The sequence below is a fragment of the Nocardia halotolerans genome (assembly GCF_042650145.1).
In the GTDB taxonomy this organism is placed as follows: domain Bacteria; phylum Actinomycetota; class Actinomycetes; order Mycobacteriales; family Mycobacteriaceae; genus Nocardia; species Nocardia halotolerans.
The window spans coordinates 292272-314109 of sequence record NZ_JBHSDL010000014.1 but is presented as its reverse complement, the minus strand read 5'-3'; the positions used below and the strand labels follow the sequence as shown (position 1 = coordinate 314109).

At 69.2% G+C, this 21838-nt stretch carries 24 protein-coding genes; 22 read left to right on the top strand and 2 right to left on the bottom strand.

Going from position 1 to position 21838, the window contains the following annotated elements; translation table 11 throughout:
• The first annotated feature begins 30 nt into the window (after positions 1-30).
• The 7 genes from ACFO5K_RS12010 (at position 31) to trmD (ending at position 5156) form a co-directional block, all read left to right on the top strand.
• Positions 31-900 (top strand): sigma-70 family RNA polymerase sigma factor, encoded by an 870-nt coding sequence (locus ACFO5K_RS12010; protein ID WP_378560503.1) that lies wholly within the window; start codon positions 31-33, stop codon positions 898-900.
• 115 nt (positions 901-1015) lie between these two features.
• A complete protein-coding gene (locus tag ACFO5K_RS12005) occupies positions 1016-1876 on the top strand; it encodes a DoxX family protein (protein ID WP_378560500.1) in 861 nt (286 codons plus the stop codon).
• A 94-nt stretch (positions 1877-1970) separates the two neighbouring features.
• On the top strand, positions 1971-3065 hold the full coding sequence (locus ACFO5K_RS12000; RefSeq protein WP_378560497.1) for a metal-dependent hydrolase family protein: 1095 nt from the start codon (positions 1971-1973) through the stop codon (positions 3063-3065).
• A 199-nt stretch (positions 3066-3264) separates the two neighbouring features.
• Positions 3265-3705, top strand: coding sequence for a 30S ribosomal protein S16 (gene rpsP / locus ACFO5K_RS11995; protein WP_378560494.1), 441 nt, complete (start codon positions 3265-3267; stop codon positions 3703-3705).
• Entirely contained in the window at positions 3705-3947 is a 243-nt protein-coding gene (locus ACFO5K_RS11990) for an RNA-binding protein (RefSeq protein ID WP_056811833.1), read from the top strand. The genes rpsP and ACFO5K_RS11990 overlap by 1 nt, the downstream gene beginning before the upstream one ends.
• Positions 3948-4472: a ribosome maturation factor RimM gene (rimM, locus tag ACFO5K_RS11985; RefSeq protein WP_378560490.1), complete on the top strand. Its 525-nt coding sequence runs from the start codon at positions 3948-3950 to the stop codon at positions 4470-4472.
• A 3-nt stretch (positions 4473-4475) separates the two neighbouring features.
• On the top strand, positions 4476-5156 hold the full coding sequence (trmD, locus tag ACFO5K_RS11980) for a tRNA (guanosine(37)-N1)-methyltransferase TrmD (RefSeq protein WP_378560487.1): 681 nt from the start codon (positions 4476-4478) through the stop codon (positions 5154-5156).
• 6 nt (positions 5157-5162) lie between these two features.
• Here the strand turns inward: trmD and ACFO5K_RS11975 are convergent, their stop codons facing one another.
• The gene (locus tag ACFO5K_RS11975; RefSeq protein WP_378560484.1) at positions 5163-5531 is read right to left on the bottom strand and encodes a VOC family protein; all 369 of its coding nucleotides are present in this window, start codon (positions 5529-5531) and stop codon (positions 5163-5165) included.
• A gap of 316 nt (positions 5532-5847) precedes the next feature.
• Positions 5848-6693, bottom strand: a complete 846-nt coding sequence (locus tag ACFO5K_RS11970; RefSeq protein WP_378560481.1) for a helix-turn-helix transcriptional regulator — start codon at positions 6691-6693, stop codon at positions 5848-5850.
• An 85-nt stretch (positions 6694-6778) separates the two neighbouring features.
• Between ACFO5K_RS11970 and ACFO5K_RS11965 the strand changes: the two genes are divergently transcribed.
• The 15 genes from ACFO5K_RS11965 to ACFO5K_RS11895 all read left to right on the top strand — a co-directional run bounded on the left by ACFO5K_RS11965 (position 6779) and on the right by ACFO5K_RS11895 (position 21833).
• Positions 6779-8386 (top strand): AMP-binding protein, encoded by a 1608-nt coding sequence (locus ACFO5K_RS11965; RefSeq protein WP_378560478.1) that lies wholly within the window; start codon positions 6779-6781, stop codon positions 8384-8386.
• A complete protein-coding gene (locus ACFO5K_RS11960; RefSeq protein ID WP_378560475.1) occupies positions 8386-10020 on the top strand; it encodes an AMP-binding protein in 1635 nt (544 codons plus the stop codon). The genes ACFO5K_RS11965 and ACFO5K_RS11960 overlap by 1 nt, the downstream gene beginning before the upstream one ends.
• Before the next feature lie 47 nt (positions 10021-10067).
• Positions 10068-12503 carry a Tex family protein gene (locus ACFO5K_RS11955; protein WP_378560472.1) on the top strand — a complete coding sequence of 812 codons (2436 nt, stop codon included), beginning with the start codon at positions 10068-10070 and terminating at the stop codon, positions 12501-12503.
• Positions 12504-12524: 21 nt separating this feature from the next.
• On the top strand, positions 12525-13406 hold the full coding sequence (locus ACFO5K_RS11950; protein ID WP_378560469.1) for a hypothetical protein: 882 nt from the start codon (positions 12525-12527) through the stop codon (positions 13404-13406).
• A gap of 158 nt (positions 13407-13564) precedes the next feature.
• Positions 13565-13906 carry a 50S ribosomal protein L19 gene (gene rplS / locus ACFO5K_RS11945; RefSeq protein WP_378560466.1) on the top strand — a complete coding sequence of 114 codons (342 nt, stop codon included), beginning with the start codon at positions 13565-13567 and terminating at the stop codon, positions 13904-13906.
• 86 nt (positions 13907-13992) lie between these two features.
• The gene (gene lepB / locus ACFO5K_RS11940; protein WP_378560463.1) at positions 13993-14757 is read left to right on the top strand and encodes a signal peptidase I; all 765 of its coding nucleotides are present in this window, start codon (positions 13993-13995) and stop codon (positions 14755-14757) included.
• A gap of 28 nt (positions 14758-14785) precedes the next feature.
• Entirely contained in the window at positions 14786-15490 is a 705-nt protein-coding gene (locus ACFO5K_RS11935) for a ribonuclease HII (RefSeq protein ID WP_378560460.1), read from the top strand.
• 46 nt (positions 15491-15536) lie between these two features.
• Positions 15537-15842, top strand: coding sequence for a DUF2469 domain-containing protein (locus tag ACFO5K_RS11930; RefSeq protein WP_011210678.1), 306 nt, complete (start codon positions 15537-15539; stop codon positions 15840-15842).
• Positions 15843-16189: 347 nt separating this feature from the next.
• On the top strand, positions 16190-16546 hold the full coding sequence (locus ACFO5K_RS11925; protein WP_378560457.1) for a YraN family protein: 357 nt from the start codon (positions 16190-16192) through the stop codon (positions 16544-16546).
• Positions 16546-18054, top strand: a complete 1509-nt coding sequence (locus ACFO5K_RS11920; protein WP_378560454.1) for a YifB family Mg chelatase-like AAA ATPase — start codon at positions 16546-16548, stop codon at positions 18052-18054. The genes ACFO5K_RS11925 and ACFO5K_RS11920 overlap by 1 nt, the downstream gene beginning before the upstream one ends.
• Complete coding sequence (gene dprA / locus ACFO5K_RS11915; RefSeq protein ID WP_378560451.1) at positions 18051-19232, top strand: DNA-processing protein DprA; 1182 nt, start codon at positions 18051-18053, stop codon at positions 19230-19232. The genes ACFO5K_RS11920 and dprA overlap by 4 nt, the downstream gene beginning before the upstream one ends.
• 270 nt (positions 19233-19502) lie before the next feature.
• The gene (locus tag ACFO5K_RS11910; protein ID WP_378560448.1) at positions 19503-20426 is read left to right on the top strand and encodes a tyrosine recombinase XerC; all 924 of its coding nucleotides are present in this window, start codon (positions 19503-19505) and stop codon (positions 20424-20426) included.
• Between the two features lie 232 nt (positions 20427-20658).
• Positions 20659-21024, top strand: a complete 366-nt coding sequence (locus tag ACFO5K_RS11905; protein WP_378563750.1) for a YidH family protein — start codon at positions 20659-20661, stop codon at positions 21022-21024.
• The gene (locus tag ACFO5K_RS11900) at positions 21021-21320 is read left to right on the top strand and encodes a DUF202 domain-containing protein (RefSeq protein WP_378560442.1); all 300 of its coding nucleotides are present in this window, start codon (positions 21021-21023) and stop codon (positions 21318-21320) included. Before ACFO5K_RS11905 ends, ACFO5K_RS11900 begins: the two co-directional genes overlap by 4 nt.
• A gap of 144 nt (positions 21321-21464) precedes the next feature.
• Positions 21465-21833 (top strand): hypothetical protein, encoded by a 369-nt coding sequence (locus ACFO5K_RS11895; protein ID WP_378560439.1) that lies wholly within the window; start codon positions 21465-21467, stop codon positions 21831-21833.
• The last annotated feature ends 5 nt before the right edge of the window (positions 21834-21838 follow it).

Genomic DNA, 21838 nt, shown 5'->3' with positions numbered 1-21838 from the left:
CTGACCGATCCGCGAGGAGGTATGTGACAGATGGACCACAACGAATGGCTGGTGCGGGAATTCGAGGACAACCGGGGGCACCTGCGGGCCGTGGCCTACCGGATGCTCGGCTCGGCCACCGACGCCGAGGACGCGGTGCAGGAAGCCTGGATCCGGTTGAGCCGCAGCGATGTCTCCGAGGTCGACAACCTGGCCGGCTGGTTGACGACGGTGGTCTCACGTGTCGCCCTCAACGTCCTGCAGAGCCGCAGGAACCGGCGCGAACACCTCTACGGCACCGAACCGGTCGATGACGGACCCGAACGCGTGGGCGCGCCGGCCCCGGAACAAGAGTTGCTGATGGCCGACTCCGTCGGCTCGGCACTGATGGTCGTGCTCGACACGCTCGGCCCGGCCGAACGCCTCGCCTTCGTGTTGCACGACCTGTTCGCCGTCCCGTTCGACGAGATCGCCGCAGTTCTGGGCCGTTCCAGCGCGGCGACGCGGCAACTCGCCAGCCGGGCGCGCCGCCGGGTCCAGGGCATCGACGAGCCCGGCTCCGTCGACGGCCCGCGGCGGCGCGAGATCGTCGACGCCTTCCTGCGCGCGGCGCGCACCGGCCGTTTCGAGACACTGCTCGAACTGCTCGACCCCGAGGTCGTGTTGCGCGCGGATCAGACCGTCGTCGCGGCGGGCGCCGCCGCACAGGTTCTCGGTGCCGACGCTGTCGCCCGGACGTTCTCCGGGCGCGCGCAGGGCGCCCGGCTCGCCACGATCGACCGGGAACCCGGCGCGGTCTGGTCGGTCGGCGGCCGGGTGCGGTTCGTGTTCGCGTTCACGCTCCTGGGCGACAAGATCGCCGGCATCGAGATGATCGGCGACCCCGTTCGCCTCGCCACGATGGACCTCGCCGAGCACTGATTCGGCGCGCCGGGTCCGAGTCACCGGGGTGCTGTCACATCGGGGTGCGCGGGTCGGTCAGAGCGGTGTCAACCGAACTCGCCGTGATCGGCGGCCACCGACTCGAGGATCTGTCATGACCGAACCGCTACGCACCGCCAGCCGCTACCGCAACATCGTCTACTGGATCACCACCCTCATCGTCGCCGTCGAATCCGCGATGGGTGGGGTCTGGGACATCGCGCGCCTCGACATCGTGCGCGAGGTGGCCGTCGACCAGCTCGGCTATCCCGCCTATGTGCTGGTCATCCTGGGCATCGCCAAGATTCCGGGGGCGTTCGTGCTGCTGGCGCCCGGCCTGCCCAGGCTGAAGGAATGGGTGTACGCCGGTGTGCTGTTCATCTACCTCGGGGCGGCGGTCTCGCTGGCGGTCCAAGGTGAGCCGGCCGCCGTCGGCCCGCTCGGTTTCGCCACGATGACGTGTCTGTCCTGGGCGACCCGCCCCCAGCGGCGCCGGGTGATCGCGCCCGGTTCGTGGACACCCGGGCGACTGCGCGCCCGGCTCGGCTCGGGTCGGGCGGTGACGATCGTGTTCTGGGGTGCGACCGGTGTCGTCGTGGCGGTCCTCGCGAGCGGGGGGATCGCCGATCTGCTCGGCCGCGATGCCACGGTGGCGGGCATGCTCGAGCTGGGCTACCCCGCCTACTTCGTCACCATGCTCGGTGCGTGGAAGATCGCGGGGGCGGTGGTGATCGCGTTGCCCGGCCTCGGGCGGTGCAAGGAATGGGCCTGCGCCGGTGCCTTCTACAACTTCATCGGGGCGTCGGCCTCGCACTTCGCCGCCGATTCCGGCGTCGAGCACATCCTGTGGACCTCGGTGTTCGCGCTGTGTGTGCTGGTGGCGTGGGCTCTGCGGCCCGCTTCCCGCTGCCTCGAACCCGCGCCACCGCCGCTTTCGGCGACGGTTCCGGGAGTCGATACGAAGCTGATCCGATAGTGCCGCAACGCCTTTCGGCACTCGGCTGTGGTCCGCGCGCATCGAGCCGATCGCGGCGGTAGGTTGGCAGGCGTCGACGTCGAGGAGGTTGTGCATGCACGTACGTGGTGTGGTTCTGCCCGGTGACGAGGAACGCGACCTGTGGGTGGTGGACGGCACGGTGACCTTCGAACCGGTCGCGGGCGCCGACACCCTGTGCCGGGGCGGCTGGATCGTGCCCGGACTGGTCGACGCCCACTGCCACGTCGGCATCCGATACGGCGGCGGTGACGAAACCCACGAGGGTGCGATCGAACAGGCCGAGACCGAACGCGACGTGGGCGCGCTGCTGCTGCGCGACGCGGGCTCCCCGATCGACACCCGCTTCATCGACGAACACGCCGAACTGCCGCGCATCATCCGCGCGGGCCGCCACATCGCCCGCCCCAAGCGCTACATCCGGGAACTGGGCATCGAACTCGACGACGAGCGCGACCTGCCCGAGATCGTCGCCGAACAGGCCCGCTTCGGCGACGGCTGGGTGAAGATCGTCGGCGACTGGATCGACCGTTCCGTCGGCGACCTGCGCCCGCTGTGGAGCGACGACATCCTGAAACAGGCCATCGACGCCGCCCACGCCAACGGGGCCCGCGTCACCGCCCATGTCTTCGGCGAGGACGCCCTGCCCGGCCTGGTCAACGCCGGGATCGATTGCCTCGAACACGGCACCGGACTCACCGACGACACCATCGACTTGATGCTCGCCCACGGCACCGCGCTGGTCCCTACCCTCATCAACATCGACACCTTCCCCGGCATCGCCGACAGCGCCACCAAGTTCCCCGTGTACGCCGCTCACATGCGCGACCTGCACCGCCGCGTCCGCGACACCGTCGGCCGCGCCCACGAAGCGGGCGTGCCGATCTACGCGGGCACCGACGCCGGCGGCTCGATCCGCCACGGCCGCATCGCCGACGAGATCACCGCCCTGTCCGGCGCGGGCCTGTCCCCGCACGAGGCCCTCGGCGCCGCCTCCTGGAACGCCCGCACCTGGCTCGGCCGCGAGTCGGTCACCGAAGGCGCCCCCGCCGACTTCGTGATCTACGCCGAAGACCCCCGCACCGACCCGTCCGCCCTCACCGACCCACAATGGGTTGTCCTGCGCGGCCTGGTCGTGAAAACCCCGAACCCCGTCACCGGCCACCGCTGAGGGCAGATCGGCCCAGTCGATTTCAGCAGCGCACTACCCGTCTGGCAGAATGGGCCATCGTCCTTCCTGGACAGTGTCAGCCCGTCTCCGGTTACGTACCGCGCGGCGGTCACGCACTTCATGCGCGAAACCGGACCCACAGACCGTGTGGGTCGCTGAATCGCGTGGTGACCGAAACTACTGAAAGAGGCAGATCAGCATGGCTGTTCGCATCAAACTCACCCGCATGGGCAAGATCCGCAACCCGCAGTACCGCGTCGTGGTTGCCGACGCCCGCACCCGTCGTGACGGCCGGGCCATCGAGGCCATCGGCCTGTACCAGCCGAAGGAAGAGCCTTCGCTGATCCAGATCGACGGCGAGCGCGTCGCCTACTGGCTGTCCGTTGGCGCCCAGCCCACCGAGTCGGTGCAGCGCCTGCTCGAGATCACCGGCGACTGGCAGAAGTTCAAGGGCCTGCCGGGCACCGAGGGCACCCTGAAGGTCAAGGCGCCGAAGGCGTCGAAGCTGGATCTGTTCAACGCCGCGCTGGCCGCTGCCGACAACGAGCCCGTCGCCGAGGCCGTCACCCCGAAGAAGAAGGCCGCCAAGAAGGAAGAGGCCGCCGCCGAGGAGACCGCCGCCGCCGAGGCTGCCGAGTAATGACTGCTGTTGTTGCCGATGCCGTCGAACATCTGGTTCGCGGCATCGTCGCCAACCCGGACGACGTCCGCGTCGAGCTGCTCACCGGCCGGCGCGGGCGCACCGTCGAGGTGCATGTCCATCCTGAGGATCTGGGCAAGGTGATCGGGCGCGGTGGTCGTACCGCGACCGCGCTGCGCACCCTGGTCGCCGGTATCGGCGGCCGTGGCATCCGGGTCGACGTGGTCGACACCGACGCCTAGATGGAACTCGTCGTAGGTCGGGTCGCCAGGTCGCACGGTGTGCGCGGCGAGCTCGTCGTGGAGGTCCGCACCGACGAACCGGACGTCCGGTTCGCCCCCGGCACCACCCTGTACGGCCGGATGCCGAAGTCCTCGGCGACCCGTGAGTTCACCGTGGAGTCGGCCCGAGAGCACTCGGGCCGGCTTCTGGTGTGCGTCGACGGTGTCGATGACCGCACCGCCGCCGACGCACTACGCGGACTGCTGTTCGTCGTCGACAGCGCGTCCCTGCCACCGTCGGATGACGACGACGCCTTCTACGACCACGAGCTCGAAGGCTTGCGCGTCGAGCTCGCCGACGGCACCGTCGTCGGCGCGGTCACCGAGGTGTTGCATTCGGCCGCGGGTGAACTGCTGTCGGTGCGCGCCGCCGATGACGGCCGCGAAATTCTGATTCCCTTTGTCACCGCCATCGTGCCGACGGTTTCGATCGCCGATGGTCTGGTGGTCATCACCCCGCCCGAGGGCCTGCTCGATCCGGAGTAATTCGTGCAACTCGACGTCGTCACGATCTTCCCGGAGTACCTCGAGCCGCTGCGTACCGCGCTGCTCGGCAAGGCCGTCGACAAGGGCCTGATCTCGGTGGGTGTGCACGATCTGCGCCACTGGACCCACGATGTGCACAAGTCGGTCGACGACTCGCCCTACGGCGGTGGTCCCGGCATGGTCATGAAGCCCACCGTCTGGGGTGCGGCCCTCGACGAGGTGTGCCCCGACGATGCCCTGCTCGTGGTGCCCACCCCGGCCGGTGTGCCGTTCACCCAGGCCACCGCGCAACGCTGGGCCACCGAGCGCCACATCGTGTTCGCCTGCGGCCGCTATGAGGGCATCGATCAGCGCGTGTTCGACGATGCCGCCCGCCGCGTCCGGGTCGAAGAGGTGAGCATCGGCGACTATGTGCTCATCGGCGGCGAGGCCGCGGTGCTGGTGATGACCGAGGCCGTGGTGCGCCTCATCCCCGGTGTGCTCGGCAATCAGCAGTCACACCAGGAGGATTCGTTTTCCGACGGTCTACTGGAGGGCCCCAGCTATACCCGCCCGGTGTCCTGGCGTGGCCTCGACGTCCCGCCGATCCTGTTGTCGGGCGACCACGCGAAGGTGGCCGCCTGGCGCCGCGAGCAGTCGCTGGAGCGCACGCGCGCCCGCAGGCCGGACCTGCTCCCGGAGTGACCCGGTTCAGTTGGGTGCCAGCCGGGTGGTGATACAGAACGGGTGCCCGGCCGGGTCGAGCAGGACCCGCCATCGTGGGTCCGGTTGCACCGGAGCGGTTTTCGCGCCGACCGCCAGGGCGTGCTGTTCGCACAGATCCAGGTCGGCATCGGCGGCCAGATCCAGGTGTACCGCGGCGGTGCCCGGCCATTGTGGCGGGTAGTAGTCCTCGACGTGCTGTGCGGCGATGGTCAGACCCGACGGTATGCGGATGCCGACGCTGTGTGCGTCGTTCCACAGCACGCGGCCGCCGAGTAGTCCCAGATAGAAGCGGGCGAGAGATTCGGGGTCGTCACAGTCCAGCGAGAGGCCGGCCAGCTGAAAAGGCTCCGTCATCGGATCGACGGTACCGGGCCGGATCGGTGCCGAGATTGTTTTGCCCCAAAGACATCTGGGCATCTATTGGCCATATTCGTTGTGTGAACGTCCATAGTGAGTCTTGCTGGTTCCAATCGGAACCAGTCCGGGTCGCCGTGGCGGACGCCACCGAACCTGTACAGCGAGCACACTTACTGCGGCCCTTGGTATTTCGACTATCGACTGACCGGACGACGTGGATCGTTCCAAGTGGTAACAGCCGGTGGTGCGCCCCGATGTCCGCGCGCGGAGCCGACCTTCGGTCACCGTGGGTGATGAATCGCACAGCTGCCGCTCAGGGCAGTAAACCGTGCCGTCGAGCCAGTGCCACCGCTTCGTGGCGGGTGCGGGCATCGAGCTTGCTCATCGCCTGCCGCAGGTAGCTCTTGACCGTCTCCGCACCGAGCGAGAGCCGCAGCGCCGCTTCCTGATTCGTGCAACCCAACGCGATCTGAGCGAGCACGTCGAGCTCCCGGCGCGACAGCTGTGGCACCGCGCCCGCCGGCTCGCCGGTGAGGACCCCGGTCAGCCGCGCACACACTCCGGCGAGCCGGTCGCGCAATCCGGCGTCGCCGGCACCGCCCGACAAGGCCCGCAATTCGGCGTGGATCTCGCGGAGCTCCTCGGTGACCGCCGGCGCGGTGGACGTCGTGGGCGCGGCGAGCTCGAGCAGCCGAACCCGGCGGTCCACTTCGTCGCGGACCGCGATCTCGTGCGCCAGCCGCCTGCCCGCAGCCACGACCACCTCGGCGGTGCGATCACCCAGCGGGCTCGCGCCCCGGCTGGCCGCGTAGAGCACCGCGCGCGGCCGGTCGGCGACCACCACCGGCACCGCGATCACCGAACGCAGACCCTCGCCCGAGACGGCGGCGTCGTAGTCGTGGGTGATGGTGGACGCGCACCGGTAGTCGGCCACCGACGCGGGCCTGCGGTGCTGCATGGCCTGGCCGCCCAGGCCGGAAGTGCGCAGCACCGACAATCCGCGCAGCCCGGTGGTGACCGTGCCGACGAACTCGGTGAGCAGCAGCGTGTCCTCGTCCACCGCCCCGCCGAAGACCACCGGCACGTCGGCCCGGCGCGCCACCCAGCGGATCTCGGCGCGCAGCGCGTCACCGTCGCGTGGTCGCAACAGTGCGGTCATGGGGCACCCCTTTTCGGGGGTAGTGGTGAACGTGAGGTGTGCCACATTCTATTCGACACCGTTCGAGGCGTTGAGGAGAACTGCGATGAGGACCGATCTGGACGCGCGGGTGCGCGACCTGCTCGACTGTTACGACCGCCCGCAGGCCTGCGCGGCCGACCTGCTGTGTGACCGGCACCCGGCCGACGCGGTCGCGTTCACCGTGGTCGAGGCCGACCTGAGCGCCCGCGACCTGACCTACGGCGAACTCCGCGAACGTTCCGCCCGCTTCGCCGTCGCCCTGGCCGAACTCGGCATCGGCCCCGGTGATCGGGTGGCCACCCTGATGACCAAGTCCGCCGACCTCGTGGCGACACTGCTCGGGATCTGGCGTCGCGGCGCGGTGCACGTGCCGCTGTTCACCGCCTTCGCCACGCCCGCCATCGAGTTCCGGCTCGCGGCGAGCAACGCCCGGGTCGTCGTCGCCGACGCCGATCAGGCGACGAAGCTGGTTCCGGGCGACACCGACCGGGTGCTGATCGTCGCGGGGGAGTCCGGCGCCCGGACGCTGGACGACCTGATCGCCGCGCACCGGGCCGACGACCCGCGCGCGACCCCGGTGGCGGTCGGCGGCGACGGACTCCTGGTGCAGCTGTTCACCAGCGGTACCACCGGCACACCCAAGGGTGTCCCGATCCCGGTGCGCGCGCTGGCCTCCTTCCACGCCTACCAGGAATTCGCGCTGGACGTGCGCGACGACGATGTCTACTGGAACGCGGCCGATCCGGGCTGGGCCTACGGCCTCTACTACGCGATCCTGGCACCCCTGGCCACCGGAGTGCGCAGCCTGCTGCTGCACGCCGGGTTCTCCGCACCGCTCACCTGGCAGGTGCTGCGCCGCTTCGGCGTCACCAACTTCGCCGCGGCGCCCACCGTGTACCGGGCCTTGCGGGCCGGGGATCAGGCGCCCGACGACGTCGCGCTGCGCCGGGCGTCGTCGGCGGGGGAGCCGCTCACCCCCGAGGTCGTCGGCTGGTCGCGGCAAGCGCTCGGAGTGGCGGTACGTGATCACTACGGGCAGACCGAGCACGGGATGGTCATCTGCCATGCCTGGCATCGCGACCTGGATGTGGCGGCTCCGGCCGGTTCGATGGGCCGGTCGCTGCCCGGCTGGACGTGCGCGGTGCTGGCCGAAGGGTCCGACGACGAGGCCGCACCGGGCGAGATGGGCCGCGTCGCCATCGACACCGATCACAGTCCGCTGCTGTGGTTCCTCGGTTACCTCGACGACCCCGAACGCACCGCGGCCCGCTTCACCGCAGACGGGCGTTGGTACCTGACCGGCGATGTCGGCGCCCGCGACGCCGACGGCTTCTTCCGCTTCAACGCCCGCGACGACGATGTGATCATCATGGCCGGCTACCGGATCGGCCCGTTCGAGGTGGAGAGCGTGCTGGTGATGCACGAGCGGGTCGCCGAGGCCGCCGTGGTCGGCATGCCCGACGAATTGCGGGGTGAGGTGCTCGAGGCGTTCGTGGTGCCCCGTGCCGGTGTCGAGGGCGATGCCGAACTGGTGGCCGAGTTGCAACAACTGGTCAAGGACGAATTCGCCGCGCACGCCTACCCGCGGTCGGTACATTTCGTGCCGAGCCTGCCCAAGACCCCCAGCGGCAAGGTGCAACGATTCCTGCTGCGCGGCAAGGAGAACCGGTGATGCCCGAACTCAGCTACGCCTGTGGACCGGCGAGCACCCCGATGCTCGGCGACACCATCGGCGCCAACCTCGATCGCGCCGTCGCGACCCACCCCGAACGCGAAGCGCTCATCGACTGTCCGACCGACCGGCGCTGGACCTACCTGGAGGTGGGCGCGGCGGTCGATGCCGTCGCGACGGGTCTGCTCGAGCAAGGCGTCGTCGCCGGTGACCGGGTGGGGATCTGGGCACCGAACTGCGCCGAGTGGTACCTCGTGCAGTATGCCACCGCGAAAGCCGGTGCCGTGCTGGTGAACATCAATCCCGCCTACCGCAGCAGCGAACTGGAGTACGTGCTCCGACAAGCCGGGGTGCGGGCCCTGATCGCGGCACCGGAGTTCAAATCCACCGACTACGTGGCGATGATCGAACAGGTGCGGCCGAACTGCCCGGCACTGGAACAGGTGCTGATCCTCGGCACCCCGCAGTGGCAGGGGGTAGCCGGGACCGCACCGGACACCGCGCGACTGGCCGCGGTCGCCGAGACACTGTCGGCCGACGACCCGATCAACATCCAGTACACCTCGGGCACCACCGGTTTCCCGAAGGGCGCGACGCTGAGCCACCACAACATCCTCAACAACGGGTTCTTCGTCGGTGAACTGTGCGGCTACACCGCCACCGACCGGATCTGCGTGCCGGTGCCCTACTACCACTGCTTCGGCATGGTGATGGGCAACCTCGCGGCCACCTCCCACGGTGCGGCCGTGGTGATTCCGGCGCCGTCGTTCGACCCGGGCGCCACCCTGGCCGCTGTCGCCGCGCAACGCTGCACCGCGCTGTACGGAGTGCCGACGATGTTCATCGCGATGCTGGCCGAACTCGATGCCGGTGCCGCCCACGACCTGTCGAGCCTGCGGACCGGCATCATGGCGGGTTCGCCGTGCCCGGTCGAGGTGATGAAACGGGTGATCGACCGGATGGGCATGACCGAGGTCGCCATCTGCTACGGCATGACCGAGACCAGTCCGGTGTCGACCCAGACCCGGCGCGACGACAGCATCGAACGGCGCACCGCCACCGTCGGACGCGTCGGCCCGCACCTCGAAGTGAAGGTGGTCGACCCGGCGACCGGACATACCGTCACCCGGGGGGAGCCCGGCGAACTGTGCACCCGCGGTTACTCGGTGATGCTGGGCTACTGGGACCAGCCCGACAAGACCGCCGAGGCGATCGATGCCGCCCGCTGGATGCACACCGGCGACATCGGGGTGATGGACGAACACGGATATCTCTCGGTCACCGGCCGGATCAAGGACATGGTGATCCGCGGCGGCGAGAACATCTACCCCCGTGAGATCGAGGAATTCCTCTACACCCACCCCGATATCGTCGACGCGCAGGTGATCGGTGTCCCCGACGAGAAATACGGCGAGGAACTGATGGTGTGGCTGCGGCTGCGCGAGGACGCCGCGCCACTGGACGCCGCCGCCCTGCGCGACTTCTGCGCCGGTCGCCTGGCCCACTACAAGATCCCGCGCTACGTGCACATCACCGACGAGTTCCCGATGACGGTCACCGGCAAGGTCCGCAAGGCCGAGATGCGCGAACTCGCCGCGGTTCTGCTCGACCGCGGATCGGCGGCGAACCGCTGACCTGGGCGCCCACCGGGTGTCGGTGCGGAGATGTAGTCTCTGCGGCTGTGACGACAGCGCCCGAGATCGCCCGTTCGACGTCGAACGGCACTCCGACCGACAGCACGACCATCCTGGCCAGCGTAGGCAGGCGGATCGCGGACGAATTGGGGGTGCGTGAGGCCCAGGTCCGCGCCGCCGTCGAACTGCTCGACGGCGGTTCGACGGTTCCGTTCGTCGCGCGCTACCGCAAGGAGGTCACCGGCGGGCTCGACGATGCCCAATTGCGTCAGCTCGAGGAACGGCTCGGCTATCTGCGTGAGCTCGACGAACGACGCGGCGCCATCATCGAATCCATCCGTGGCCAAGGCAAACTCGACCCCACCCTGCACCAGCAGTTGATGCTCGCCGAAACCAAGGCGCGCCTGGAAGACATCTACCTGCCCTACAAGCCCAAGCGCCGCACCAAAGCGCAGATCGCGCGCGAGGCCGGCCACGAGCCGGTGGCCGACGCGCTGATCGGCGACCCCACCACCGACCCGGCGAACTACACCACCGAACAGCTCGACGGTGCGCGCGCGATCCTCGTCGAACGCTTCGCCGAAGACGCCGACCTGGTCGGTGAGCTGCGCGAACTGATGTGGAACCGTGGCCAGGTCACCGCCACCGTGCGCGCGGGCAAGGAGGAGGCGGGCGCGAAGTTCGCCGACTACTTCGAGTTCAGCGAGCCGTTCCGCAAGCTGCCCTCGCACCGGATCCTGGCGTTGCTGCGCGGGGAGAAGGAAGACATCCTCAGTCTGCACCTCGAACCCGACACCCAGGAACTCGAGCCCGGCGAGCGCACCATCTACGAGGGCCGCATCGCGGTGGCCTTCGGCATCGCCGATCAGGGCCGTCCCGCCGATTCCTGGCTGCTCGACACCGTGCGCTGGGCCTGGCGCACCAAGTTGCAGGTGAGCCTGGGCATCGACACCAGGATGCGGCTGCGTCAGGCCGCCGAGAAGGACGCGGTCGACGTGTTCGCCACCAACCTGCGCGACCTGTTGCTGGCCGCTCCCGCGGGCACCCGCACCACGATGGGGCTGGACCCCGGCTACCGCACCGGGGTGAAGGTCGCCGTCGTCGACGCCACCGGCAAGGCCGTCGCGACCGAGGTCATCTACCCGCACAAGCCGCAGGGGCAGACCGAGAAGTCACTCGCCGTGCTGGCCGCGCTGGTGGCCCGGTTCGGCGTCGACCTCATCGCCATCGGCAACGGCACGGCCTCGCGGGAAACCGATGCCCTTGCCACCGAACTGATCTCGCGCATCCCCGAGAACAAGCCGACCAAGATCGTGGTGTCGGAGGCGGGCGCCTCGGTGTACTCGGCCTCGGCCTACGCCACCGCCGAACTGCCCGACATGGACGTGTCGTTGCGTGGCGCGGTCTCCATCGCCCGGCGTCTGCAGGATCCCCTCGCCGAACTGGTGAAGATCGACCCCAAGTCGATCGGCGTCGGCCAGTACCAGCACGACGTGTCCGAAACCCTGCTGGCCCGTTCGCTGGGCGCGGTCGTCGAGGACGCGGTGAACGCCGTCGGTGTCGATGTGAACACCGCCTCGGTGCCGCTGCTGGCCCGTGTCTCGGGTGTGTCCGGCTCGGTCGCGGAAAGCATTGTGGCCCATCGTGATCAGCACGGCCCGTTCCGTAGTCGCACCGCGCTGCTCGCCGTACCGCGGCTGGGGCCCAAGGCTTTCGAACAGTGCGCCGGCTTCCTGCGCATTCGCGGTGGCGAGGACCCGCTCGACACCTCGGCCGTGCACCCGGAGGCCTACCCGGTGGTGCGGCGCATCCTCGAGCGCACCGGCCGCCCGATCGCCGAGATCATCGGCAACACCGGCGCCCTGCGCGCCCTGCGCCCGGCCGAGTTCACCGACGAGAAATTCGGTGTGCCCACCGTGAGTGACATCATCGCCGAACTGGAGAAGCCGGGCCGCGACCCGCGCCCGGAGTTCAAGACCGCCGAATTCGCCGCGGGCATCGAGAAGGTCGCCGATCTGAAACCGGGAATGGTGCTCGAAGGAGTGGTCACCAATGTGGCCGCGTTCGGCGCGTTCGTCGATGTCGGGGTGCACCAGGACGGTCTGGTGCACGTGTCGGCGCTGTCGCACAATTTCGTCAAGGACCCGCGCGAAGTGGTCAAGTCCGGCGACGTGGTGAAGGTGAAGGTGCTCGAGGTCGACGTCGCGCGCCAGCGCATCGGTCTGACGCTGCGCCTCGACGACGAGCCGGGCAAGCCCGCGGCCGGCGAGAGCCGTGGCGGTGGCGCACCGCGCGGCCAGGCACGCCCGCAGGGTGGACGTGGTGCCGACCGTGGCCAGGCACGTGCGCAGAGCCAGCCGCGCGGGCAGACCCAAGGCCGCGGGCAGACCCAGGGCCGTGGCGGCAATCAGCGCAAGCCGGCGGCCGAACCCACCGGCTCGATGGCCGACGCCTTGCGCAGGGCCGGCTTCGGCAACCGGTAACCGGACGACAGGGCAGGCGGCATGCGACGGTGGCTCGAAGAGGATGTGATCGCGCACGGCCGCCTGCCCCTGCTCTGCTTCCTGCTGGGCTTCATCCTCGGTTTCGTGGTCATCCGGATCAGTGTCCGGATGATCCGGGCCCAGGTCAGGTGGTGGCCGGGCAACCTCAAAGCCGGTGACACCCACATTCACCACATGGTGTTCGGCGTGATCACCGTGCTGCTGTCGGGCATCGGGATGATCGCGATCGCCGAGCACTCCACCCCGGTGACCAGCAGCGTGCTCGCCACCTTCTTCGGCATCGGCGCCGCCCTGGTCCTCGACGAATTCGCGCTGATCTTCTATCTGCGTGACGTCTACTGGTCCGAACAGGGGCGGACCTCGGTGGACGCGGTCTTCGTCGCCCTCGCGGTCACCGGGCTGCTGCTGCTCGGTGTACAACCGGCGACCTTCCTCGACTACGACGACTTCCGTGAGTCGCGCGGCATCGGCGTGCGCATCGCCGTGCTCGCCACGGTGGCGCTGAACCTGCTGCTCGCCGCCGTGGTGATCGCCAAGGGCAAGATCTGGACCGGACTGTTCGGGATGTTCTTCACCCCCTTGCTGCTGATCGGCGCGATCCGGCTCAGCAGACCCGGTGCGCCGTGGGCGCGCTGGCGCTACGGCAACCGGCCCAAGACGATGGGCAAGGCGATCGCGAGGGAACGGCGGTATCGGCGGCCGGTGATCCGGGCCAAGATCTTCATCCAGGATCTGATCGCCGGCAAACCCGATGTCGAGCACGCGCGCACCGCGGCCGAGATCGAACTGCGGCGCCGGGTCGTCGCCGCCCCGCCCGCCCCACCGCCGCACCCGCATCTGCTGCCGCGGCGTCGAGCCGATGCCGACGAACCGGAGCGGTGACGGGTCGATTTCGGTCACGCCCGCGGTGTCTGGCACAATGAACCGGTTGCCTGGGGCGAGTCCTGTCCGAGAGCACTCCTGTTCTGAGCACGAACCGGTCGAGCGCGCGAGCGCCGCCAGGGTCCTCTGTTCACGCAAAGAATCCGAAAAGGTGGAAAATGAACACCCTTGATTTCGTCGACGAGAAGTCGCTGCGCAGCGATGTGCCCGACTTCCGTGCCGGTGACACCCTCAACGTGCACGTGAAGGTCATCGAAGGCTCCAAGGAGCGCATCCAGGTCTTCAAGGGCGTCGTGATCCGGCGTCAGGGCGGCAGCATCGGCGAGACCTTCACGGTCCGCAAGGTGTCCTTCGGCGTGGGTGTCGAGCGCACCTTCCCCGTGCACAGCCCCAACATCGACCACATCGACGTCGTGACCCGCGGTCTCGTGCGTCGCGCCAAGCTGTACTACCTGCGCGACCTGCGCGGCAAGGCCGCCAAGATCAAGGAAAAGCGCTGACCTTCCGGTAGCGCTTTCCGGCACAGAATTTTCAGAGTAGCCCGGCGCCCCGACTCACCTCGGGGCACCGGGCTACTCTGTTCGGCGTGGCAGACGAAAGTGGGTCGGTGTCGGTGTCCGATTCGGGCGACGAAGGTAAGCGGCGCAGGAAAAAGGCCGACGACAACAAGCAGCGGCCGTTCTGGCAAGAACTGCCGATACTGATCGTGATCGCGGCCGTGATCGCGGCCCTCATGGTCACTTTCGTCGGACGCCCGTACGTGATCCCGTCGCAGTCGATGGAGGACACGCTGCAGATCGGCGACCGCATCTACGTGCAGAAGATCAGCTACTACGGTTCCGACCCCGATCCCGGCGACGTGGTGGTCTTCGTCGGACCGCCGTCGTGGAACGGGCACTACAAATCGATCCGCTCCGACAACGCGGCCGTACGCGGGGTGCAGAACTTCCTGTCCTACTTCGGGCTGGTCCCCCCGGACGAGAACGACCTGGTCAAACGCGTCATCGCGGTCGGCGGTCAGACCGTGCAGTGCTGCGACCCGCAAGGACGGGTGATGGTCGACGGCAAACCACTCGACGAGCCCTACATCAAAAAGGACTTCCCCTGGTACACCGACCGCCCCAACGCGGTGTACCCGTCCGGGCGGATGTTCGGACCGGTGAAGGTGCCCGAGGGCAACCTGTGGGTGATGGGCGACAACCGCAACGAGTCCGCCGACTCCCGCGCCCACGTCAGCGACGAACTACAGGGCACGGTCCCGGTCGACAACGTGCGCGGCAAAACGGTGTTCAAGATCTGGCCGCCGAGCCGCATCGGACCGGTCAGCTCGCAGAACCCGCAGGAAAACTGACAGCACGAGACACGGGGACAATCGAACTGTGGGCCACGATCGCAGCAACTGGCCGCCGCGGGTGGTGATGCGCCGGGCCGGTGGGCTCCGCACACTCGAAGCCGCCCTCGCCCGCGGCGGACTCGGCCCGGTGGCCGGCGTCGACGAGGCGGGGCGCGGCCCCAGCGCCGGACCACTGGTCATCGCCGCATGCCTGCTCGCGCCCAGAGCGCACGACAAGCTGTCCGGGCTCGACGACTCCAAGAAACTCACCGAGGCGGCCCGTGAGGAGCTGTTCCCGATGGTGCAGCGGTTGTCGCTGGCCTGGAACGTGGTCGTGGTCCCGGCCTGGGAGATCGACGCCATCGGCATCCACGTCGCCAACATCGAAGGCATGCGCCGCGCCGTCGCCGGCCTGGGACGCACCCCCGGCTACATCCTCACCGACGGCTTCAAAGTCCCTGGCCTGCCCGCACCGTCGCTGCCGGTGATCGGCGGCGACGGCACCGCGGCCTGCATCGCCGCGGCCAGCATCCTCGCCAAAGTGACCAGAGACCGCATGATGGTCGAACTCGACGCCCAACTCCCCGGCTACGGTTTCGCCGCGCACAAGGGCTACAACACCCCCGAGCACACCGCCGCACTGCGGCGGCTCGGACCCAGCACCGAACACCGCCGATCTTGGCGCAATGTGCGCGAGCTCGAGGTGCCCGGCGGTAGCCGAGTGGCTACCCGCCCGGCGCATGCGCGATGATGTGAACAATGAACGCGGCGCTGCTAGCAGGAGGATGTCCCACCCGATGAGTGCTGAGGACCTCGAGAAGTACGAAACCGAGATGGAACTGTCCCTGTACCGCGAGTACAAGGACATCGTCGGCCAGTTCTCGTACGTGGTGGAGACAGAACGACGCTTCTACCTGGCCAACTCCGTCGAACTACGGCCACAGAACGCCGACGGCGAGGTCTACTTCGAAGTGCGGATGAGCGATGCGTGGGTATGGGACATGTACCGGCCCGCGCGCTTCGTCAAGCATGTGCGGGTGATCACGTTCAAGGACGTGAACATCGAAGAACTCGAGAAGCCGGATTTGCGGTTGCCTGAGTAGTTGGAGCGCTGGCGCGCTCGAGCGCGGCCCCTGGGGGGCCGCGAGTCAGCCGTCGTTGCTGGCGGCTGCGCCGCGGACGCAACGGCGGCTGACTCGCGGCCGGGCCGCTACGCCGCTGCGCGGCGTCCCCTCCTCGAGGTCGGGGAGTGCGGGGCCGGGAATGATGGTTGTGACTGTTTTCGCGGTGGGTTTTGGCTGGTGGAAGCGGGTGTCGGCCGGTCTTTTGGGGGTGCTGACACGCTTGTTGGGGGCGGGGTTGTCCACAGGGGTGGAGTTGTCCACAGGTTTTTTGTTTTCCCAGGTCGGCGGGGGTTGGTAGGTCCCGGGTGGGGCGCATGCTTCGGTCCGTGACGGATAAACAGGCGCTCGGCGCATACGGGGAGAAGCTGGCCGCGCAGTATCTGTGCGAGACGGGAATGGAGATCGTCGCTCGCAATTGGCGGTGTCGGTACGGGGAATTGGACCTGATCGTTCAGGACCCGTCGGTCATCGTGTTCGTCGAGGTGAAGACGCGGTCGGGGTTGGGGTTCGGTACCCCCGCCGAGGCGGTCACCTTCGACAAGCAGCGGCGCATTCGGCGGCTGGCGCTGCTGTGGCTGGCCGAGCAGCAGGGGCCCTGGCGGCGGATCCGGTTCGACGTGGTGTCGGTGCTTCTCCCGCGCGGGCACAAGCCTGTCATCGACCATCTGACCGCGGCGTTCTGATGGCGCTCGGACGGGCGCTGTCGGTCGCGGTCACCGGCGTCGACGGGCAACTGGTGGAGATCGAAGCCGACATCGGGCAGGGACTGCCTTCGGTGAATCTGGTCGGTCTGCCCGACACGGCCCTGCAGGAATCACGCAACCGGGTGCGCTCGGCGGTCGCCAACACGGGGGAGAAGTGGCCCGACGGGCGGGTGATCCTGGCCCTGTCCCCAGCGACGCTTCCGAAGATCGGCAGTGTGTACGACCTGGCGTTGGCCGTCTCGGTGCTGGATGCCTCGGGCGCGGTGCCGGGGGACCGGTTGGTGAAGACGGTGCTGTTGGGGGAACTGGCACTGGACGGGCGGGTGCGCCGGGTTCGCGGTGTGCTGCCCGCGGTGATCGCGGCCCGCCGTGCGGGGCTACCGACGGTTGTCGTACCCGCCGAAGCGGTGGCCGAAGCCGGACTGGTCGAGGGAATCCAGGTATTGGGCGCCACCAGTCTGCGAGCTGTCGTGGCGTGGTTGCGCGGGGAAGGCACCCTGCTCGAACCCGACGGTGTGATGCCGGGCGTGCAGGCATCGTGTGGCGACCTCAGCGATGTGGTCGGTCAGGACGAGGCGCGCTGGGCGCTCGAAGTGGCCGCGGCCGGCGGCCATCACCTGCTGCTCACCGGTCCGCCCGGCATCGGCAAAACGATGCTGGCGCAGCGGCTTCCCGGATTGCTGCCACCGCTGTCGGACAACGAATCGCTCGAGGTGACCGCGATCCATTCGATGGCCGGGTCGTTGTCGGCCGAGCAGCCGTTGATGACGGTGGCCCCGTTCGTGGCTCCGCACCACTCGACCTCGGTGACGGCGATGATCGGCGGCGGTTCCGGAATGGCACGGCCCGGCGCCGTCAGCCGCGCGCACCGTGGCGTGTTGTTCCTCGACGAGTGCGCCGAACTCGGCACCAAAGTGCTGGAGGCTCTGCGTACTCCGCTCGAGGAGGGCGAAGTGCGGATCGCGCGCCGCGACGGGGTGGCCCGGTACCCGGCGCGGTTTCAGCTGGTGCTGGCCGCGAATCCGTGTCCGTGTGCGCCCGCGCGTGACGTCGACTGCATCTGCGCGCCGCTGGCCCGGCGCCGCTACCTCGGCAAACTGTCCGGACCGCTGCTCGACCGCATCGATATCTGGGTTCAGATGCGCGGGCAAGCCGGTGCGACATTCGGCGACGAGGAGGTCGAGAGCAGTGCCACCGTGGCGGCGCGTGTCGCCGAGGCGCGGGCGCGGGCCGCGCGACGGTGGAGTGCGCAGGGCTGGACGACCAATGCCGAAGTGCCGGGACACATTCTGCGGCAACGATTCCGCCTGCCCGGCGAAGCGACCGCGCCGATCGAGACGGCGCTGCGCCTGGGCAGGATGTCGGCCCGAGGCGCCGACCGGGCGGTGCGCGTGGCCTGGACCGTCTGTGATCTGCGTGGCGGCGACCTGCCCAATGCGCAGGATGTGTTGTCGTCGCTGAACTTCCGCCAGCGCGGTGGGCAATGAACGCGGCGGGCGTCGGTAGCGGAGCCACTGTCGACCTGGACGGCGATGTCGACGAGCGCCGGCTCGCGTGGGTGTACCTGTCCCGGGTGGTTCAGGGGCCGTGCGCCCCGCTGTCGGCGTTGATCGCCTCGGTCGGGGTGTGTGAGGCGGCCCGCGCGGTACGCGAGCACGAGCTGCCCGCCGCGCTGCGCGGACCCACCGCGGCACGACGGGAAATCGACTCGGCCGCCCGTGATCTCGAAACGATCGACTCGCTGGGCGGGCGCGTCATCACGCCCGACGACGAGGAATGGCCCGGCTGGCGGATGCTCGGGCTCGACCAGCTCGACGCCGACCGGGATCGCGAGGCGGCAGTGCCGTTGGTGCTGTGGGCACGTGGCCCGCTGTCGCTGCGCACCGCATCCGAACGTGCGGTCGCCGTGGTCGGATCGCGGTGCAGCAGCGGCTACGGGATGCAGGTGGCGAGCGAGATCGCCTGCGATCTGGCCGGCCGGGGCTGGACCGTTGTCTCCGGGGCCGCGTTCGGGATCGACGCCGCTGCCCACCGCGCCGCGCTGGCGGTCGGCGGTGCGACCGTCGCGGTGCTGGCGTGCGGTGTCGACCGGCCCTACCCCGCCCAGCACGACCGCCTGCTCGCGGCCATCGCCGACAGCGGGCTGATCGTCAGTGAATACCCGCCGGGCCTCACAGCCCAGAAACACCAGTTCCTGGCCCGCAATCGGTTGATCGCCACGCTGGGCGACGGGGTGCTGGTGGTGGAAGCCGGCATGCGCAGCGGTGCTCGGAACACCGTCAAGTGGGCCCGCCGGCTCGGCCGCCCCGCCATGGCCGTGCCCGGACCCGTCGGTTCGGCCTCCTCGGCCGGCTGCCACCGCATGATCCGGGAGGGCGAAGCCCTTCTGGTCACCACCGCCGCGGACGTGGTCGATGAAGCGGGCCCGCTGCGCCTACCGGTCCACGAAGGTGCCGCCGCCGACCCGGCAGCCCACCTGCGCGGCGCCGAAGCCGAGGTCTACGCGGCCTTGCCCGCCATCGGCTCCCGCCTACCCCGCGAACTCGCCCAGCAATCCGGCCTCGACCTCGCCACCGTCCGAGCGGTCCTCCCGGGTCTGGAACTCGCCGAACTGGTCGGCTGCGACTCCGACGGCTGGTTCCGCACCCGCGCCCGACGACCATGATGAGTTGCCCGGGTGTTGATGACCGCACGTCCGGGCGAGCGCCGACCAAAAGTCCGCGGTGCGATGCGGGTCCGAGGAGACCGGGAGGTGCGCCCGAGCAATCGTTCACCTATCCCGAGAGTGAGCCCCGGGGAAGAGCTCGTCGAGCCGCTCGAGTGGACTGCCGTCGGCGGTACACGGAATGGAGCGGGCGGTTCTCGGCGGTCGCGGTCATTCTGTGGTGCGGCGTGGTGGGTTGCGTGGGTCGGAAACGGGGGTGACGGTTGGGGGATGGAAGTGTTGCCTGATGATCTGACCGCGTTGCTCACCGAATTCGGGCGGCATCTGCGGTTGGGGCGCAATCGGTCCGAGCACACGGTGCGGGCGTATCTGGGGGATGTGCGGTCGCTGCTCGAGCATCTGTACGCGCGGTCACCGGACTCGGCGTTGCGGGAACTGGATCTGGCGTTGCTGCGGTCGTGGCTGGCCGAGCTCGCCGATCGGGGCGCGGCGCGCTCGACGTTGTCGCGGCGGGCCTCGGCCGCACGCACTTTCACCGCGTGGCTCACCGAGACCGGGCGGCTCGGCATCGACCCCGGCCTGCGGTTGCGGGCGCCGAAAGCTCATCGCACGCTGCCCGCGGTACTCGGTCGCGAGCAGGCGACGCGTGCGATGGACGCCGCCGAATCCGGTGCGGCGCAGCAGGAACCGATGGCGTTGCGGGATCGGTTGATCGTGGAGTTGTTGTACGCCACGGGCATCCGGGTCAGCGAGCTGTGCGGTCTCGATGTCGACGACATCGACCGGGAACGTCGGCTGGTACGCGTACTGGGCAAGGGCAACAAGGAACGGTCGGTGCCCTTCGGCGGTCCGGCCGACACCGCCCTCGACGCCTGGCTGCGAGCGGGTCGGCCGTCGCTGGTCAACGAAGATTCCGGCCGTGCCCTGCTGCTCGGTCAACGCGGCCGCCGCCTGGACCAGCGCCAGGCCCGCACCGTGGTGCACGAGGTGGTCGCGGCCATCCCCGGCGCACCCGACATGGGCCCGCACGGCCTGCGCCACAGCGCGGCCACCCACCTGCTCGAAGGTGGTGCCGACCTGCGCGTGGTCCAGGAACTCCTCGGCCACGCCAGTATGGCCACCACTCAGCTCTACACCCACGTCTCCGTCGAACGCCTCAAACGGGTACACGACCAGGCGCACCCCCGCGCTTGACCACACTCGGTCAATCCACCGTTTCGGATCTGGTCCGCTGACAGTTGCGTTGGCCGACAGTCGGAGGTACGGCGCCGAACGCTGAGCAGGTTCTACTGACAGTTGCGTTGGCCGACAGTCGGAGGTACGGCGCCGAACGCTGAGCAGGTTCTACAGAAAGTGTCCGGGCGGGGCGTGCGGATCGCGGGTGAAGGCGATGCGGTGGCGCATGATGGGGGCGGAGGTGATGGTGATGGTGTTACCCGAGGTGGGGCCCGAATCCGAAGGTGGGCCCGACGGGGTCGACTATCGGTTCACTTTGGCCAATGAACGGACCTTTCTCGCCTGGATCCGAACCTCGCTCGGTTTGCTAGCCGGTGGTGTGGCTGTGCACACCCTGGTCGAACCGTTGCGGTTGGCGGGTTTCGCCGGTGTCATCGCTCTGCTCTGTCTGCTGATGGCGCTGGCTGTCGCGCTGGGAGCTTTCCGGCATTGGCGCCGGGTGGGCCGCGCCATCCGCAGCGGTGCTCCGCTGCCCGGCACGGTGTTGGTGCCGGTTCTCTCGGCCGGGGTCGCGGTGGTCGCCGCGCTCGCCTGCGTGGCGGTGCTGCTGTCATGACCGTCCCGACCCTCGCCGCGGAGCGGACGGCGCTGGCATGGCGACGCACCGCCCTCGCCGCGGCCGCCTGCGCCCTGCTCCTGGTGAACGCGGCGATCACCGAAGGGGCGCCGGCCCCCGCGCTGCCGCTCGCCGCCGCTGCGTCAGCTCTGCTGCTCACCTGCCTCGCCTGGTACCGCGGGCGCGCCCTCGACCGCGGGTACACCGCCACCGGTGAGCGCGTCGTCGCGATCACGACGCTCACCGTGGCCGCCGTGGCCGTCCTCGCCGCGATCAGCTCGATCCTCGCTCGCTGACACGACATACCGGTGTGTGCACCGGAGGTGCGGCGACTCGGGCGAAGTGCCGCTGTCTCGTGAAAGCAGCGGGTGAGCCGTAGCCGCGAGCCGCACCAGGAAAGCATTCGACGGCGGCGCAGCGGGTATTTAAGCTCGATCAGCATGACCCCCGGAACTCCGAGCCCGCCCGGCACCGCGCTGCGTGATCGGCTACGGGCAGCACTGAAGACCGCGATGAAAGCGCGTGATCGCGGTGCGGTGTCGGCGCTGCGATCGGCACTGAGCGCGATCGACAATGCCGAGGCGGTCGATGCCGGGCAGAGCAAAGCCGGTGCGGTGGAAGACAGTGCGGTCGGTCTGGGCGCCGCCGAGGCGCGCCGACGCGACCTCACCGAAGCCGATATCGTCGCCGTCGTTCGCCGCGAGGTCGACGAACGGCGTACGGCCGCCAGCGAATACGACAACCTCGGACACGTGCAGCGCCGAGACCAGCTCACGGCCGAAGCCAACACCCTGGCTGCCCTGCTCTGACCGGA